Genomic DNA, 18,104 nt, shown 5'->3' on the forward strand with positions numbered 1-18,104 from the left:
AAGAGATTTTTTTTGTCGTAGATTGGTTTCCTATATTGAAACTTTAGTATCAAAAAAGTGCTAAATCAAACAAAAGAAGACAAAACACTACACGACTATTCAACTCTTCCCTCTGTAATCTCTTTAAATAAAAGGATTGTTATATGTTGTATTGAAGTTGATATTTGCAAATTTTACTCAATTTTATTTTTAATGTTTGTAAGTTTTAAACCATCTTTTTTATTTCCTTTTTTTACAAACTCTAGTAATTTTTCATAAAATCATTTTACTTCAATTTTATACCAAGAAGCATCATATAGACATCTAAAAAGATAAAATGATATCATCAAAAGAAATAAAAACCAATATTATAAACCTATTACTACTCAACCTTAATTACTAAAGAAAAAATTAAGTATCGAATAGTAATTTGTTATTTTTAAAACTTATTATATATTAATTTCTAACAGTACAATATCAAAGTTTGAATTTACTGTTACTTGTCCGTTTTTAACCTCTACCAATTGTTTTGAATAAAAATCATGTAAATATTGACCGTTATTAAATATAGAAGAAACATTAAGTATTTTATTCCCCTTTGGTAAATTCATACCAACAATAACTTTATCTTCTTTTCTAACTCTTGAAAAAATTAATCCGTTCTCTTCTGATATTAACTGATGTTTTCCTGCTCCCACAGACATATGATTTGCTCTAAACTGGCCCATTTTCTGCCAATGAAGTAAAATTTCCTTTGTATTTTCATCATTCTTAATAACATCCCAATTCATAAAAGAACGTAAAGTAGCGTCACCAACAGTACCTTCTATTGTTAAATCTCTTGCAGATTCGTCTCCATAGTAAACTTGAGAAGTTCCTGGTGTTAGCATCAACATTGTTGCAGTTTTAAAAGGTACTTTTCTATCCTTATCAAAAGGTTGCCCATCATCATGTGAAGTCATATAATTTAAAACACTGTAATTTTTTAGATTTGTATGTAGTAGAGAATCGTATTTATAAAAAACAGCTTTTTCTTCCATTTGTTTGGCATCCCATTTAATTTCAAAATTTATTAAACTATTAAACGCTTTGTCAAAATAGTTTACTTTTTTATCTCCAAAATCAAACGCCTTTCCAGACGAGATTCCGTAATTATAAACTTCACCTACCAAATAAAAATCGTTATCATCTAATACCTTGTTTGGGTTGTTTCTTTTATAATCTGCAAATGCAATATCACATTCAACTTTAAATTCTTGCCAAACAAATTCTTCTGTATGCTTTACTGTGTCTACTCTATAACCATCAATACCAAACTCTGCAATATAATCTGTTAGCCATTTCATAATATAAAAACGTGGTGCTCTTGGGTAACCTGTTCTTGCAAAAAACACATCTAACTCTTTAATTTCTTGTTCATAACGCCCTTCTGCTTTCCACTTTTTAACTAGTTGTGGTGGTAACGCCACACTTTCATTACTTTCTGTTCTAATATCTGGTAAGTTTTCTACCAAAGTACAAGAAATTGTATTTTCATAATTAGAATGTTCACATTTAGGACCTGTTCTAACCCAATCATTTGGCCAAACAGTATCTTTTTCTGTAACAGGACCTGTATGATTAATAACTGCATCTAAAAGTACACGAATTCCGTTTTTGTGTGCAACTGCAACCAATTCTTTTAAATCTGCTTTTGTACCGTAATTAGGGTCTATCTTAGTCCAATCTTTTGCCCAGTAACCATGATAACCATAAGACCAACCTGTACCTTCATCCGTTCCTCCATGTATTTGCTCTACAACTGGTGTCATCCAAATAGCATTAATTCCTAATTTGGTAAAATAACCTTCTTTAATTTTTTGAGTAATTCCTTTGATATCTCCACCATCGAAACCACGTAATTTACCAGCCTCTTTAGTTCTATTAAAATTAATATCGTTAGAAGTATCGCCATTATTAAAACGGTCTGTTAGTAAGAAATAAATATTAGAACCTTCCCAGACAAACTCTTTAGGTGTTTGGTTTTTTTCTTGTTTTATTTCTGATGTTTTTTCTTTACAGCCAAAAATAGTAGCTATAACAAATAGGAAAAGTATATTTTTCATAATAATTTTTTATTGAAGTTGAAGAATAAAAGATGCTAATGGATGTATTTCTATATTTACAACTCCCTCTAAATTGTTAATGTCTAAATTAAAAGATTTTGAATTATATAATTGGTCTTTAAGTTGATATGATCCATCTTTTAGATTCCATTTTTTAATAATTTCTGAAGGAATTTTTAATTGAAATTTATATGTTTCTTTTTCATTAAAATTAGAAATAACTATTAGTTTTTCTCCTTCAGAAAAGCGAACAAAAGATAAAACTTTAGCATTGTAACCTTCTGTATGTTCTCTATTATAACTATGAATATCCTTGTATTCTCCCATTAACGCATCACTTTTAATTGTGAAGTTTAATAAACGTTTATAAAAGTCTCTTAGTGCTGTTTCTTCTTTAGTAGATTCTCCTCCATCAAATTGTTTGTTGTTTACCCAACGTTGTAAAGAAGGCACACCAACATAATCGAAAATTGAAGTTCTAGAAGGTGTTCCAAAACCTGCATTTTCAGAACCATCTTCACCAAATTCTTGTCCAAAATAAACCATTGTTGGTGCTGTAGAAATTGTTGTAGAAACTACCATTGCTGGCATTCCTTTTTTTGCATTTCCCGCAAATTCTTTACTTGCAATTCTTTGCTCGTCATGATTTTCTAGAAAGTGCAACATATGGTGTTCAATATCTTTTAAATCTTCTTGAATTGGAGGAATATTATCTGTTAATCCATGACCCTGCATAACATGTTTTATGGTATCATACAGAGCAACTTTGTCATACAAATAATCCATTTTTCCTTTTCTAATATAATCTCTATACATTTTAGGATTGTACACTTCTGCCAATAGAAAAGCTTCTCGATTTTCCATTTTTATAGCAGAGTTCATAAAACTCCAAAACTCTACAGGTACCATTTCTGCCATGTCATATCTAAAACCATCAACACCTTTTGCTGTCCAATACAAAGCAATATCTCTAAATTTAATCCACGAATTGGGTACTACTTTATCCTGCCAAAAAGCAAAATGTTTTTTATAATCTTCATTTTCAAAACCTACTGGTAGTTCTTCAAAATCTTTTTTCCCATCAGGTGAAACACCATAATTTACTTTTACAGTTTCGTACCAATCGTAAAAATTCGGTTTAGGTGATCGAGAACCATTTCCTGTCCATTTAGAAGGATTTTCATCAAAATCACCATCAGATAAAACATTATTCTCTCCTCCTAAAGGCAAATAATCATTTAAAAAATCTGGTACTTTAAAAGCTTCATTTGGTGTGTAATAAAAATTATTATTTACATCATAAACAACATTCTTATTATCATCTGCACCAAAATCTTTTGTCCCTTTTGGGTTTGATAAACTTTGATAGTTTCTAGCAACATGATTCGGTACAATATCAATAATTACTTTTAATCCGTTTTTATGAGAACGATCTATTAAAGCTTCAAATTCTTGCAAACGATTTGCAACATTTACTGCCAAATCTGGATTTACATTATAATAATCTTTAACTGCATAAGGCGATCCTGCTCTACCTTTTACAACATCTGGGTCGTCATTTGAAATACCAAATTCTGTATAATCCCTAATAACATCATGATGAGGAACACCAGTATACCAAATATGTGTAATTCCTAAATCTTTTATCTCAGTTAGTGCTTTGTCTGTAAAATCATTAAACTTACCAACTCCATTTTCTTCAATAGTTCCCCAAGGTTTATTTGTTGTATTTACATTACCAAACAAACGTGTAAAAACCTGATAAACAACTATCTTTTTATTTGGCTTTAAAATTTTCTTTTTTGATGTTTTTTCTAATGAACAACCAATTAATATTACTAAAATAAAAACAGGTAAAATGTTGTATCCTTTTCTCATATTAAATCTTATTTTAATCCTATTTTTATTTTCATATCTTCTTTAGTGTTCCAGTTTACAGGAATTGTAAGCATATTATTTTCTAGCAAAGGTTTGCTTCTTTTACCATCTACTTTTATCTTTTTAGGAGTCCAGTTTATATTATGAAGTACCAAAACAATCTCTTTTTTTTCTGCTTTCCACTGCTTCCCTAATTCAGCATCAAAACTAATATTTAAGAAACGTTTTGTAATTTCTGCTTCAAATTCTAATACTTCGTATTTGTTTTTTTCAAAAGCATTCGAAAGTAAACCATTATCATTGTACATTTTCCTGCTACTTTTCTTTGCAGAAGCATCAAAATAATAATGAATCTCTAAATGATTACCATTATAATTATCTGTTGTTTGCACCAATTTTGTCATTGGAATAAAAGAACCACCTCTTACGTAAGTAGGTATTGAGTTTTCTTGTACTTGTATCGTTTTTGTCTGTCCGCCCTCAACCTTTTCTTCAGAATAAAAGTTAAACCAATTAGCTGTTTTTGGAAAATAAATTTCTTTTGTTTTTACAGAATCTCTAAGAATTGGAGTTATAAGAAAATCTCTTCCCCATAAATAGGTTTTTGCATTACTCATTAATTTATCATCATCTTCTTCAAAGAAAATAGGACGCATTAATGGTGTTCCTTTTTGATTATTTTCAAATGCTAAATTATAATTATAGGGCAATAATTTATAACGTAATTCTATCGATTTTTTTGCTTGTTTTTTTGCTTTATCACTCCTGTAAATAGGCTCACTTGGTACGTCTTCTTGTGCATGAGGTCTAAATATTGGCTGAAAAACACCGTACTGTAACCATCTTGTATATAAATTATCATCTAAATTGGCTCCTGCAAACCCACCTAAATCAGAGTGCATATACCCCAAACCTTGCATCCCCATTTGTAAGGCAATTTCTGGTTGAGACTGCAAACCTCCCCAAGTTCTATTAACGTCTCCAGACCAAGGTATCATACCAAATCTTTGTGAACCTGCTGCTCCTGCACGCATTAAAATAAAAGGTCTTTCATTAGGGAATTCCTCTTTATATCCTTCAAAAATTAAACGTGCCCAATCATGCCCATAAATATTATGAATTTCATCTGCTTTTTTATCTTTAAAATTTACCCATGAAGGCAAAACTTCTGGTTCTCCTAAATCTCCCCAAAGACCTTTTGCGCCAAGATTAATTAAGCCTTTATAAATAGTCCAAAACCAATCTTTTCCTTTAGTTTTATAAATATCTACAATACCTGTATTCCCAAAATAGAAGTCATATTTTGCTGGGTTACCAATAGAATCTGTGGCTAAAACTTCTTTTTCTGTTGCTTCTTTCCATTTTTTAGAATTCGATAAAATAAAAGGTTCTGTAATTAAAACTGTTTTTACTCCTTTGTTCTTTAAACGAGCAATCATCCCTTTCATATCTGGGAAAGAATCTTTGTCTATTTCTAAATTACCCATTGTTCCTTGTACCGTTTTACCAAACCAATACAAATCTAAAATAATAGCATCTACAGGTATTTCTTCTTCTTTAAACTTAGCAATTGTAGCTTCTGTTTCTCTCTGAGAATGGTACCCAAATCTACTCGAAAAATTACCTAAAGTCCATCTTGGTGGCAAAGGTTGTTTTCCTGTTAAATGAGTATAATTATTTACTAAATCTAACCAAGAATCTCCAACAATAACTTGGTACGTTTTTCTACCAGATATAGTTTCGTATGTTAAAGAATTCTCTCTTTTACTATCTAAATCTAGGTAACCTATTGGTGCGTTGTCGAAATGAAGCATATATTTTTTTGAAGAAATTACAATTGGTAGTGTAAAATTCATCAATTCTGCATGTGTCTCGTAACCGTATTGCGCTCTATTATATAAAGCTAAACGATTTCCTCTTCTATTCATTCCTAAAGCCCTTGCTCCTGCTCCGTACAAAACCTCTTCTTGGGTTAGGTTAAATGTTATTTTCTCTGTTTCTTTCGCTATAATATTTCCTTTAACTAGATCTAAAGGAATATGTTTAGATTTAAAATAGCCTTCCTTTTCTGAAGTAATTTCTTCTCCTTTATAAAAATAAGAAATTTGAAAAGGTGTTTTTTTAATTTTTATTGAAATACCTCTTGAGGAATAATTTACCTCGTCGCTTGTTTCTTTTGTTGTAATGTGTATTTTTTCTGGAATTAAAACTACTGCGTTAGATTTCTCTAAGCCTACTTCTTCTCCTTTAGGAATAAATGTTGTTTCAATTATATATGAATTATAAAAATTAATTTGATAAATTCCGTCTGAAACTTCAATTTTAAATTGATTTTCTTTTAAAAATTGCGCTTTTTTAAAAACTCTATTTGAATTTTGTGCACTAAATGAAAATGTTATAAATAAAAAAAGAAAAAGTAGTTTTAGTGTTTTCATAAATAGTTTTATGAGATTCTAAACCAAGTTTAGAATAACGTTATTTTTTTAATAAAAATGTGAGCGGAAAATCTAATCTTTTTTGCCAAGACAATTCTGAATGATCTGTTCCTTCAAAAAATAAATTTTTAAAATTTGATGCATTATATCCTCCTTTTTTAAAGATAGAATCTACCTTTGGTGCATATTGAGGATAGAAAAAATCTAATGTTTTGTTCCCATAATCAAAATACATTTTGTGTGATTTTGCAATTGGTAAATTCGTATCTAAATAGTTAAAAATTGCTTCTGGTAAAGGGTTTCCTTCTTTTGGTGTTCCGCCAACCCAATGTGTAGAAAAACAAGCTCCTCCTGCAAAAATTGTTGGGTACTCTGCAACTGCATACATAGACATTAAACCACCCATAGAAGAGCCTGCAACAAAAGTATTTTCTTTATCTGTATATACAGAATACGTATTATCTATATATGGTTTTAACTCTTCAACCATAAATTTTAAATACTCGTCTCCTTTTAAGTTAATACTAAAATTACTTTTCTTTGCTTCTTCGTATAATTTATTTCTATCTTCTTCAGATAAAAAGTTCATTGCTTTTTCTGGAAATAAATCTTGCCAACGAATCTTAGGTATATTATGAATTCCAACAACTATAAAATCTCTAGTTATACCTTCGTTCATTAATTTTGAAGCCACTTCATCAATCATCCATTCTTGTTTGTTCCACGTTGTAGTTGCATCAAATAAATTCTGACCATCATGCATGTATAAAACTGCATATTTTTTTTCTGCCGAATAATTTTCTGGCAACCAAACATCTACTGGTCTTGGTACAATATTGTTTGTAGGAAAAGAGTCTATTCTAAACAACGCTCCACCAGCTAAAATTGCTTTTTCTAATTTAACTGTTTTAATAGTAACTATTTTTTTATTTTCTACTTGAGCATTGGTTTTACACGCAGAAATGCAAATAAACAAACAACAAATTTTAAGGAAATTTTTCATAAAATAAATATTAATTAAGTTTTGTAGTAAAGGTAATATTTCCTTTCTTTTTTAATTCGATTTCATTTTCCCAAATAATAGATTCTTCTGTAATAATGTTTTTTAGCGTTTTCCCTTGTAAACCAATTTCTAAGTATCGTTCTAAATTAATTGAAATTGGTACATTATTTTTATTTATAATATTTACTACAATTTCATCTTCTAAAATTCTAAATAGAAAATAAGTTCCTTTAAAAGGTGAAAAATGAACTGTTTTACCTTGGTGAATTGCTTTAGAGTGTTTGCGATAATTTAAAAATTTCTTCAAAAAAGATTGCATATCTTTTTGTTCTTTACTTAAACCTTCACTTGTAAATGCATTTGTTTTATCTCCTTTAAAACCACCAGAAAAATCTGTACGAATTAAACCATGATCTCCAGGTTTTTTAAAATCATTCATTAAAATTTCTGTCCCGTAATAAATTTGTGGTATTCTAGGTAACGTTAAGTATAAAGAAAGTGCCATTTTAGTGTTTTCGACATCTCCTTTTAATTGCGTAAAAATTCGACTCATGTCATGGTTGTCTGGAAAAATCATAATATCTTTTGGTGAAGCATAATGAAAATCGTTTGCTAAACCTTCGTATACTTTTACCAAACCTGTGTCCCAAGTTTCTTTTTCATTTAATGCATCTACAACCTTTTGTTGCATCGCAAAATCCATCGTAGATTTTAAATTAGACTCGTAACCATCTTTATTATTGGCACCTTTTTGCCAATAGCCAATTAATAACGGATTGTAACTCCATTCTTCTCCTACAATAGAAAAATTAGGATATTCTTTCATAATTGAACCTGCCCAATTACTCATAAATTGTTTGTCTGGATACGGATACGTGTCTTGTCTAATTCCGCTTAATCCTATTGTTTCTACCCACCAAATACTATTCTGAATAATGTATTTTGCCATAAAAGGATTTTTCTGATTTAAATCTGGCATAGTAGACACAAACCAACCATCTGTCATTCCTTGTTTATCAACTTTAGAAGCGTATATATCTTGGTTAGAAGTTCTTCTATGGTTTGATGTTATTAAATCTCCTTTATTTTCGAAATTCTCTTGATGATTTACCCAATCTCTAAAAGGCAAATCTTTCATCCACCAATGCTCACTACCACAATGATTTGCCACCTGATCCATAATCAACTTTAATCCTTTTTTTCTAGATACATCTGCCAATTCTCTATAATCGGCCAAGGTTCCAAAACGAGGATCTATTTCGTACAAATCTGTAATCGCATAACCATGGTATGAACCTTTAGGCATGTCGTTTGTTAATAATGGCGAAGACCAAATTGCAGTAAAGCCCATTTCATCTATATACTCTAAATGATTTGTAATTCCTTTAATGTCGCCACCATGTCTCGCATAATCATCTGCCCTATTAATGGTATTTTCTTTTAAAAAGTGAACAACTTCACCTGTTTCATTCTCTGTAGTAATTCTAGAACCAATATCATTTGTTGTATCTGCGTTTGCAAAACGATCTGGTGTAATTAAATAAATAGCATCTGTACTATTAAAACCAATGTAATCTTCTGCCAGTTTTTCTCTTGATTTTAGTTCGTACGTATGTGTTTTTTTTAGGCCATCTTTAAATGTAAAAATAATATCGAATTTACCTGCTTTTGTAGATTTATCTATATTTAAATCTAAGAACAAATAGTTTTTACTATTGGCTTTGTTTGCTTTTTTTATAGAAACTCCTGCATAAGAAATAGATGCTTCAGAGAATCCTATATTTTCTTCCTTTATAAGTAATTGTAAAGAAGTATCTTTAAAATCGATCCACCAATTTGGCGGTTCTACTCTTTCTATTGAAGTATTAGAAATAGAAACTTCAGAAACATTTTCTTTAATTTCTGTATTGCTACAGGCAATAAAAACAAAAATTGATACTGAATAAAAAATGCTTCTGATAAGTTTCATAAATCTTATTTTAAACAGTTAATAAATTATTAGGAGATACTGTAACTACATCTCCATTTACTAAAATATCTATTTCTTCTTTTCCTTCTAACTCAAAATGAGTTCCGTTTTGAGAAACATTAACTGTAATAACTCTATTTCTAAAGTTTACTTTAAATGAATACGTTTTCCATCCTTTAGGAATTTTTGGTGAAAAAGAAAGTGTATTATTTAAGACTCGCATTCCTCCAAAACCTTCAACAATACTCATCCAAGTTCCTGCCATAGAAGTAATATGTAAACCTTCTTCTACTTCATGGTTATAATCATCTAAGTCTAAACGAGAGGTTTGTAAATAGAATGTATATGCTTGGTCCATTCTATCTAATTTTGCTGCTTGTATACTATGTACACAAGGAGAAAGAGAACTTTCATGAACCGTAAAAGGTTCATAAAAATCGAAATGACGCTCTAATTCTTCCGTAGAAAAATCATTTTCGAACATATAAAAACCTTGTAAAATATCTGCTTGTTTTATGTACGGTGAACGTAAAATTCTATCCCAACTCCATTTCTGATTGATTGGTCTTTGCTTTTGATCTAAATCTGCAACAGTAATTAATTCTTTATCTAGGAAACCATCTTGTTGTAGGTAGATATTATGTTTTTCTGAATGAGGAAAATACATATTATCTGCTACATTTTTCCATAGAGATAATTCTTCATCTGTAAAATTAACTTTGTCTTTAATTCTTATATAATCTGAAACATAATCGTTTTTTACTACATCAATATTCTCTAACGCATAATTAATACACCATTTTGCAATGTAATTTGTGTACCAGTTATTGTTAATGTTATTTTCATATTCATTAGGGCCGGTTACACCCAAAATCATAAATTTATTTTTATCTGATGAAAATGTTGCTCTTTGTTGCCAAAAACGTGCAATTCCTATTAAAACTTCTAACCCTTTTTCTGGAATGTAAGAATAGTCTTCAGTAAACCTATAGTAATTAAAAATAGCGAAAGCAATAGCACCATTTCTATGAATTTCTTCAAATGTAATTTCCCATTCATTATGGCATTCTTCACCATTCATAGTAACCATTGGGTATAATGCTGCTCCGTTTTTAAAACCAAGTTTTTCTGCATTTTCAATAGCTTTATCTAAATGATTGTATCTATATTCTAACAAAGTTCTTGCAACAGATTGGTCTTTTGTAGCCATATAAAAAGGAATACAATAAGCTTCTGTGTCCCAATACGTGCTTCCACCGTATTTTTCTCCTGTAAAACCTTTTGGCCCAATATTTAAAGAGGCATCTGTACCTAAATAGGTTTGGTTTAGTTGAAAAATATTAAAACGAATTCCTTGTTGCGCCTTTACATCACCTTCTATAGTAATGTCAGACATTTTCCATATTTGTGCCCAAGATTGTTTTTGCATATCTAACAAAGCATCAAAACCAAAACTAACGGCTTTGTCTAAAGCTTCTTTTGCTGCAGCAACTAACTCATTTTTATCATGATTTCTATCTACTACATAACCACCAAATTTATGAATTGTATAGGTTTGGTTTTGTTTAATTTCTTGTTGATAATTGCAAGAAGTAAAACTTGTTGTTTTTTCATTATTACAACCTGTAATTACCTCATCTTTATCTATAAATAGTCGAGATTCCATAAAAGTACACGTATAAAAGTGCGTTTTCATGGTTCTTGCCTCAATGTAAGATTGTTGGTTGTTTTGTGAAATTTCTAATACATCCCAAAATTGATCATCCCAATTGGTATCTTCATTTGTAATACCTGCATCTAAATAAGGTATATAAGTAATTTTTGCATGAGTATTTAAAGGAGTTACATTGTAATCAATAGCACCTACCTCATCTAATTCTAAACTTAAAAAACGTTTTGTATCTACTTTTATCTGTATTCCGTTTTGTAAAACAGCATTAAAACTTCTAGACAACCAACCTTCTTTCATGTTTAATTCTCTTCGAAAATTAGATACTTCTTTACAAGTATGTAAATCTAATTTCTCATCGTTAATTAAAACATTAATTCCTATCCAATTAGGCGCATTTAAAACTTTAGCAAAATACTCTGGGTATCCGTTCTTCCACCACCCAACACGTGTTTTATCTGGGTAATATACTCCTGCAATATAACTTCCTTGAAAAGTTTCTCCTGTATAATTTTCTTCAAAATTGGCACGTTGTCCCATGACACCATTACCAATACTAAATAAACTTTCGGATGATTTTACCATTTGAGCATCAAAACCTTCTTCTAGGATCGACCATTCATTTGGTTTTATATAATCTTGATTCATTCTGTTTTTTTTTAGATAAAAGAATCGCAGAACAAGAACAAAGAAGTTGTAAAACTTCCTTTTTATCTTATTTCTATCTTCTCTTTTATTTTTTATCTATTTAATAAGTCTGTAATAAAGTTGGTGCTGATTTCTGTAAAATCTGTAAAAATAAATTGTGCTTTAGATAACACCTTTTTATCTCCAATACCAATACTTATCATTTTTGCTGCATTTGCTGCTTCTACACCAGCAACAGCATCTTCAAAAACAATACAATTGTTAGCATCTACACCTAACTGTTCTGCAGCTAGAAGAAAAACCTCTGGGTCTGGTTTTGCTTTTGTTACATTATTACCATCTACAATTGCATCGAAATAATGTATTAAATTAACTTTCTCTAAAATTGGTCTTGCATTTTTACTTGCAGAACCTAAAGCTATAGGAATGTTATTTTGTTTCAAAAATGCTAAGACTCTAGGAACATCTGGTAGTATTTCTGATGCATCCATATTTTCTATATAGGCTAAATAGTCTATATTTTTTTCAACCATCCAAGTATCAAACTCTTCTTGTGTTGCTTCTCTATTTCCTATTTCTAATAAAATTTCTAAACAACGTTTTCTACTAACGCCTTTAAATAATTCATTTTGTTCTTTGGTAAATTCGAAACCTAATTGGTTTGCTAACTTTTTCCAAGCTAAATAGTGATATTTGGCAGTGTCTACTATAACACCATCCAAATCAAATATAAATCCTTTCTTATTCATTTTAATTGTTCTCTTGATATGTAATTGCACTTTTTTCTGTGATTAAGAAATTACAGAAGCCTGCAATAATTAAACTTAATCCAGCCACTATCATCGCATTTATGGTTTGCTCTCCTAAAAGACCAGAAATAAAATTGATACCACCAATGGCAGCAATTATTTGAGGTATAACAATAAACATGTTAAAAATCCCCATAAAAACGCCCATTTTCTTCGGATTTACTTCGCTAGATAACATTGCGTATGGCATCGATAAGACACTTCCCCAAGCAAAACCTATAAGTATAAATGAAATTGCTAAATATTCTGGTGAAGGAATAAAATACATCGATATAAAACCTAAACCGCCTAAGATTAAAGATGTCATATGAATATACTTTCTATTAATACGTCTTTTTCTTGTGTATAAAACTAGAATTAAAGCAAATACCATAGAAGATAAACCATAAATACCCATGTAAGAACCAACTTCGTTAGAAGATTTTTGGAATGCCGTATTCTGAATATCAAAAGTTGCCTTTTGAGAAACATCTGTCATTACAAATTCTTTTTCTATTGGTGCAGGAGTTTTAAAAACATGCGCTGTTAAAGCAGGGTTTGCCATAGACCACATTGTAAAAAATGCGAACCAACTAAAAAACTGGACAACACCTAGCTTTTTCATAATTGTTGGCATGTTTCCAATATTTTCTAAAATATCTTTAACAAATCTGTTTTTTTCTGATTTCTCTTTCTCGAAAGCAACCATGTCTTCTGGTGGATATTCTTTTGTAGTAAAAACAGTATAAAGAATACTTAATAAGAAGATAATGGCACCAATTGTAAAAGCAACTTTTACAGACATTGGTACTATACCAGATGCCGCAGAATCGCTTACACCAAATTGAGAAACCATCCAAGGTAAACTACTTGCAACCCAAGTACCAACTCCTATTATTAAAGTTTGCATAACAAAACCATAAGATCTTTGAGAACTTGGTAATTTGTCTGCAACCAAAGCCCTAAAAGGCTCCATAGAAATATTAATAGACGCATCTAAAATCCATAGAAAACCAGCTGCAATCCATAAAGTAGGTGAATGTGGCATAATAATTAACGCCAATGAACTTAGAATTGCACCTACTAGAAAGTAAGGTCTTCTTCTTCCCCATTTAGGGCTCCAAGTTCTATCGCTCATGTAACCAATAATTGGCTGTACAATAAGACCAGTTAAAGGAGCCGCGACCCAGAGAATAGGAATATCATCTATCTCTGCACCAAGTGTTTGAAAAATTCGAGACATGAAACCACCTGTTAAGGCCATTCCAAATTGAATTCCAAGAAACCCAAAACTCATGTTCCAGATTTGCAAGAAACTTAATTTCTTTTTATTCATTACCGTTATACTATTAAATTAATATTACGATAAGTATGTTAGACTTATCAATTATTATCATGTGTGGAATGTAATTTATTGATAAATCGTAATAATGTAACAAAAATAGTCTTTAATTACCATATTGATAATTAAAACTTAATAAATCTACGACGACGGTTTCGTAGATTCTCGTAATTTTAAGTCGCTAGAAACTACTATCGTTTTAGGTTCATAGTTTTCTGCTTCATTCTCAATTCTATCAATTAAAGCTTCTACAGCCTGTCTTCCCATAGTTAAACCATGTTGTGCCATCGTTGTAATAGACGGTGTAGAATACTCTGAAATTAGACCATCTGTAAAACCTGTTACAGACAATTCTTCTGGAATTCTAATACTTTTTTCTTTAGCAACTCTTATCGATTTTGCTGCATAAATTTCATTTACAGCAAAAATAGCATCAATATTATAATCAAAAACTGGTCTTATTTGTTCTTTAATATTCTCTTTTTCATCAATCTCTATAATTAAATCTTTATCGATTGCTATATTTCTTTCTAAAAGGGCCTTTTCATATCCTTTTCTTCGAAGTGTACCAACGTTAACATATTCTGGTGTAGTAATTATTGCAACCCTTTTACAACCTGTATTTAAAAGATGTTTTGTTGCTTTATATCCTGCGCCAAAATCATCTACAACTACTTTATCACAATGAATTTCATCTACAACTCTATCTAATAAGACTAAAGGTATTTCTTCTGACACCAACTCTTTAAAGTGCTTAAAATCTTTATTAGCTAACGTTTCATTTGCTATAGAAACAATTAAACCATCTACACTTCCATTAGATAAAACCTTTAAGTTTTCTACTTCTTTGGTGTGAGATTCATCAGAAAAACAAACCATTATTCTGTATCCTTTTTCACTTGCTCCTTCTTCTATACCTTTAATTATAGTAGAAAAGAAATGATGTACAATTTTAGGCAAAAGAACACCTATTAACTTTGTCTTCTGATTTCTTAATTGAAGCGCTAAATTATTAGGCTTGTAATTATAAAAATCTGCATATGCTTGTATACGCTCTTTAGTCTCCTTACTAATTTCATGGCTGTCTTTTAATGCTTTAGAAACAGTAGAAGTAGAAACACCTAATTCTTTAGCAATTGTCTTTATAGTAATTTTTTGCTTCATATTATACAAAAATGCAATTTTTTAAGGTCTTTTTTAGAATATTAATGATATTTTAAGTAAAGTTGTCAACACGAAACCGATTTCGTAACTTTTAGAATATTGTTATTGTAAATCTTACTTCTATATTTACCCTGTGGAATGTAAATTTATTGTTAATAACAAATTCAAATTATAGTTATTATTTAACAAATTATACATGAAAAACTTTAAATTATTGTTGATTGGTATTCTTTTAAGTACATCATTTACAATGTTTGCTCAACAAACTGTAAAAGGTATCGTAAAAGAAAAAACAACAGGTATAGCTTTACCTGGTGTTAGTGTAGTAGTAAAAGGTACTACTATTGGTGCAGAAACCGACTTTAACGGAAACTTTGAATTAAAAAAAATAGAAACAGGAGCTATTCTTGTTTTTAGATATCTTGGTTACGCCGATAAAGAAATTACTATTAATACAAACTTTAACTTAATCGTAGAGCTAGATGAATCATCTGAGCAACTAGATGAAATTATTGTTGTTGGTTATGGTACAACTACCGTTAAAGATGCTACAGGATCTGTTGAATCTATTACTGCTAAAGACTTTACAAAAGGTAACATTGTAACCCCAGAAAATTTATTAAGCGGTAGAGTTTCTGGTGTTAATGTAACTACTAGTGGAGCTCCTGGTTCTGGTTCTCAAATTACAATTCGTGGTGGTTCTTCTATTGGTGCTTCTAATAATCCTTTAATTATTATAGATGGTTTACCTATAGAAGAAAACGGTGTTAGTGGTTCTAGAGGTGTACTTGCAAGTATTAACCCTAGTGATATTGAATCTTTTTCTGTTTTAAAAGATGCATCTGCAACCGCTATTTACGGTTCTAGAGCTTCTAACGGTGTTATTATTATTACTACTAAAAAAGGTAGAAAAGAGTATACTTTAGATTTAGATATGCAGTATACTTTTGGGGAAGTAATAGACAGAGTAAATGTTTTTTCTGCAGACGAGTTTAGAAATTTAATTACCCAAAGAAGACCTAGCGATGTAGGTTTATTAGGAAGTAATAACACTAACTGGCAGGATGAAATTTTACGTTCTACTGTTTCTTCTTTATATAACTTAACAGCAAAAGGAGAAATATTTGGTGCAATACCTACAAGACTATCTTTAGGGTTTGCAAATCAAGAAGGAGCGGTACTTACATCTCAATTCGATAGAAAAACAATTTCACTTTCTATGAATCCTTCTTTGTTTAAAGATCATTTAAAAATTAACTTAAACTATAATAGAGCTTTTGAAGAAAGTCGTTTTGGTGATTCTGGACAAGTTGGTGCAGCTTTACGTTACGATCCTACACAACCTGTATATGACGATAGTTCTCCTTTTGCAGGATACTTTCAGCACAGAAACGGAAACGTAGTTTCAAACGGAACACAAAACCCAGTAGCCTCTTTATTATTAGCAAACAACACTGGTTTTAACTTTAGACAATACGGAAACTTAAATTTCGATTATAAATTTCACTTTTTACCAGAACTAAGAGGTGTTGTAAATGTTGGTTTTGACAAAACTAAAGGATCTACAAATAGTTTAAATAGATTTCAAATAGGTAATGCAGACTTAACACAGCAATTTGCTGGTTCTAAATCTAATGGAACTCAAGAAAGATCTAATGAGTTATTTGATAGTTATTTAAACTATGTAAAAGAATTAGATGATCTTAAATTAGATATAACAGCTGGTTATTCTTACCAACGTTTTGAAAACTTTGGAGCAAATTCAGGAAACACAAGAGATCCAGATTCTTTTGCAACTACTTTTGCAGACCCAGATGTTGTAAATATTGGTTTCTTTGGTAGAGCAAAATTCTCATACCTTAAAAAATATTTGTTAACTCTTAACTTTAGAAGAGATGGTACTTCTCGTTTTAGCGAAAATAACAGATGGGGTAACTTTGGTGGTGCAGCAATTGCTTGGAATGTTAGTGATGAAGATTTCTTAAAAGAATCTAAAGTTGTTTCTAACCTAAAATTAAGAGCTAGTTATGGTTTAACTGGTCAACAAAATTTACCAGGAGTTAACGACCTTTATTTAGATAGATATCGTTTTGGTAATGAAAATTCTAGATATTTGTTTGGTAACAACGCGGTACAATCTACAATACCTTCTGTAGTAAACCCAGATTTAAAATGGGAACAAACAACAACTATCGAATTTGGTGTAGACTATGGTTTATTTGATAATAGGTTTAATGGATCTATAAGTGCTTTTAGAAAAATATCTGATGATTTGTTATTTAATGCTGCCTTAGCAGATGGAACAAATTTTGGAAACAGTGCTATTCAGAATATTGGTCAATTACAAATAGATGGTTTAGAATTTACTTTAAACGGAGACATTCTTAAAAGTGAAGATTTTAATTGGAATTTTACATTTAATGCGACTTATTTAGATAGAGAAATCACAGAACTTGCAAACAATCAAGACGTAAGAACTGGTGGCACTTCTGGTGGTACAGGAAATACTATTCAATTATTAAGAGAAGGTTTTGCGCCTAACTCTTTTCATGTATATAAACAATTATACAATACTGCAGGCGAACCAATTGAAGGTGGTTATGCAGATTTAAATGGAGACAATATTATTAATGATGATGATAGGTATTTAAAAGAAAACCCAAATGCAGACGTTACTTTAGGTTTTCAATCTAGCTTTAATTATAAGAATTTTGATTTAGCTTTTAACTTAAGGGCAAGTCTTGGTAATTATGTATATAATAATGTAAACTCTTCTAGAGCGCAATATGAATTATTACAAGACAATGCTGTATTAGGAAACATACCAAATTCTGTTTTAAACACAAATTTCTTAAGAACTTCAGATGTTATTAATTCTGATATTTATATAGAAGATGCTTCTTATTTAAGAATGGATAATATAACTTTAGGTTATGTATTTAACAATCCTATAAAGAAATTTTCTTATAGTAATATAAGAATATGGGCTGGTGTGCAAAACGTTTTTACTTTAACAAACTATTCTGGTTTAGATCCTGAAGTATTTAACGGTATTGATAATTTAATTTATCCAAGATCTAGGAACTTCTTAGTTGGTGCTAATATTAAATTCTAATAAAAACAA

At 30.2% G+C, this 18,104-nt stretch carries 10 protein-coding genes; 1 reads left to right on the forward strand and 9 read right to left on the reverse strand.

Annotation, left to right across the window (positions count from 1 at the left end; all coding sequences use genetic code 11):
- Nucleotides 1–428 precede the first annotated feature (428 nt).
- The 9 genes from SHK09_RS05640 to SHK09_RS05680 form a co-directional block, all read right to left on the reverse strand.
- Nucleotides 429–2,084, reverse strand: a complete 1,656-nt coding sequence (locus SHK09_RS05640; protein ID WP_319809800.1) for an alpha-amylase family glycosyl hydrolase — start codon at nt 2,082–2,084, stop codon at nt 429–431.
- 9 nt (nt 2,085–2,093) lie between these two features.
- A complete protein-coding gene (locus tag SHK09_RS05645) occupies nt 2,094–3,962 on the reverse strand; it encodes an alpha-amylase family glycosyl hydrolase (RefSeq protein ID WP_319809801.1) in 1,869 nt (622 codons plus the stop codon).
- Nucleotides 3,963–3,970: 8 nt separating this feature from the next.
- On the reverse strand, nt 3,971–6,397 hold the full coding sequence (locus SHK09_RS05650) for a TIM-barrel domain-containing protein (RefSeq protein WP_319809802.1): 2,427 nt from the start codon (nt 6,395–6,397) through the stop codon (nt 3,971–3,973).
- A gap of 40 nt (nt 6,398–6,437) precedes the next feature.
- Nucleotides 6,438–7,400: an alpha/beta hydrolase gene (locus SHK09_RS05655; RefSeq protein ID WP_319809803.1), complete on the reverse strand. Its 963-nt coding sequence runs from the start codon at nt 7,398–7,400 to the stop codon at nt 6,438–6,440.
- A gap of 10 nt (nt 7,401–7,410) precedes the next feature.
- Entirely contained in the window at nt 7,411–9,369 is a 1,959-nt protein-coding gene (locus SHK09_RS05660) for a glycoside hydrolase family 13 protein (RefSeq protein ID WP_319809804.1), read from the reverse strand.
- A 10-nt stretch (nt 9,370–9,379) separates the two neighbouring features.
- On the reverse strand, nt 9,380–11,686 hold the full coding sequence (locus tag SHK09_RS05665) for a glycoside hydrolase family 65 protein (protein WP_319809805.1): 2,307 nt from the start codon (nt 11,684–11,686) through the stop codon (nt 9,380–9,382).
- A 92-nt stretch (nt 11,687–11,778) separates the two neighbouring features.
- Complete coding sequence (gene pgmB / locus SHK09_RS05670; RefSeq protein WP_319809806.1) at nt 11,779–12,435, reverse strand: beta-phosphoglucomutase; 657 nt, start codon at nt 12,433–12,435, stop codon at nt 11,779–11,781.
- Between the two features lies 1 nt (nt 12,436).
- A complete protein-coding gene (locus SHK09_RS05675) occupies nt 12,437–13,810 on the reverse strand; it encodes an MFS transporter (protein WP_319809807.1) in 1,374 nt (457 codons plus the stop codon).
- Between the two features lie 147 nt (nt 13,811–13,957).
- A complete protein-coding gene (locus SHK09_RS05680; protein WP_319809808.1) occupies nt 13,958–14,989 on the reverse strand; it encodes a LacI family DNA-binding transcriptional regulator in 1,032 nt (343 codons plus the stop codon).
- A 187-nt stretch (nt 14,990–15,176) separates the two neighbouring features.
- Between SHK09_RS05680 and SHK09_RS05685 the strand changes: the two genes are divergently transcribed.
- Nucleotides 15,177–18,095: a SusC/RagA family TonB-linked outer membrane protein gene (locus SHK09_RS05685; protein WP_319809809.1), complete on the forward strand. Its 2,919-nt coding sequence runs from the start codon at nt 15,177–15,179 to the stop codon at nt 18,093–18,095.
- The last annotated feature ends 9 nt before the right edge of the window (nt 18,096–18,104 follow it).

It is taken from the genome of Polaribacter sp. PL03 (assembly GCF_033875165.1).
Taxonomy (GTDB): Bacteria; Bacteroidota; Bacteroidia; order Flavobacteriales; family Flavobacteriaceae; genus Polaribacter.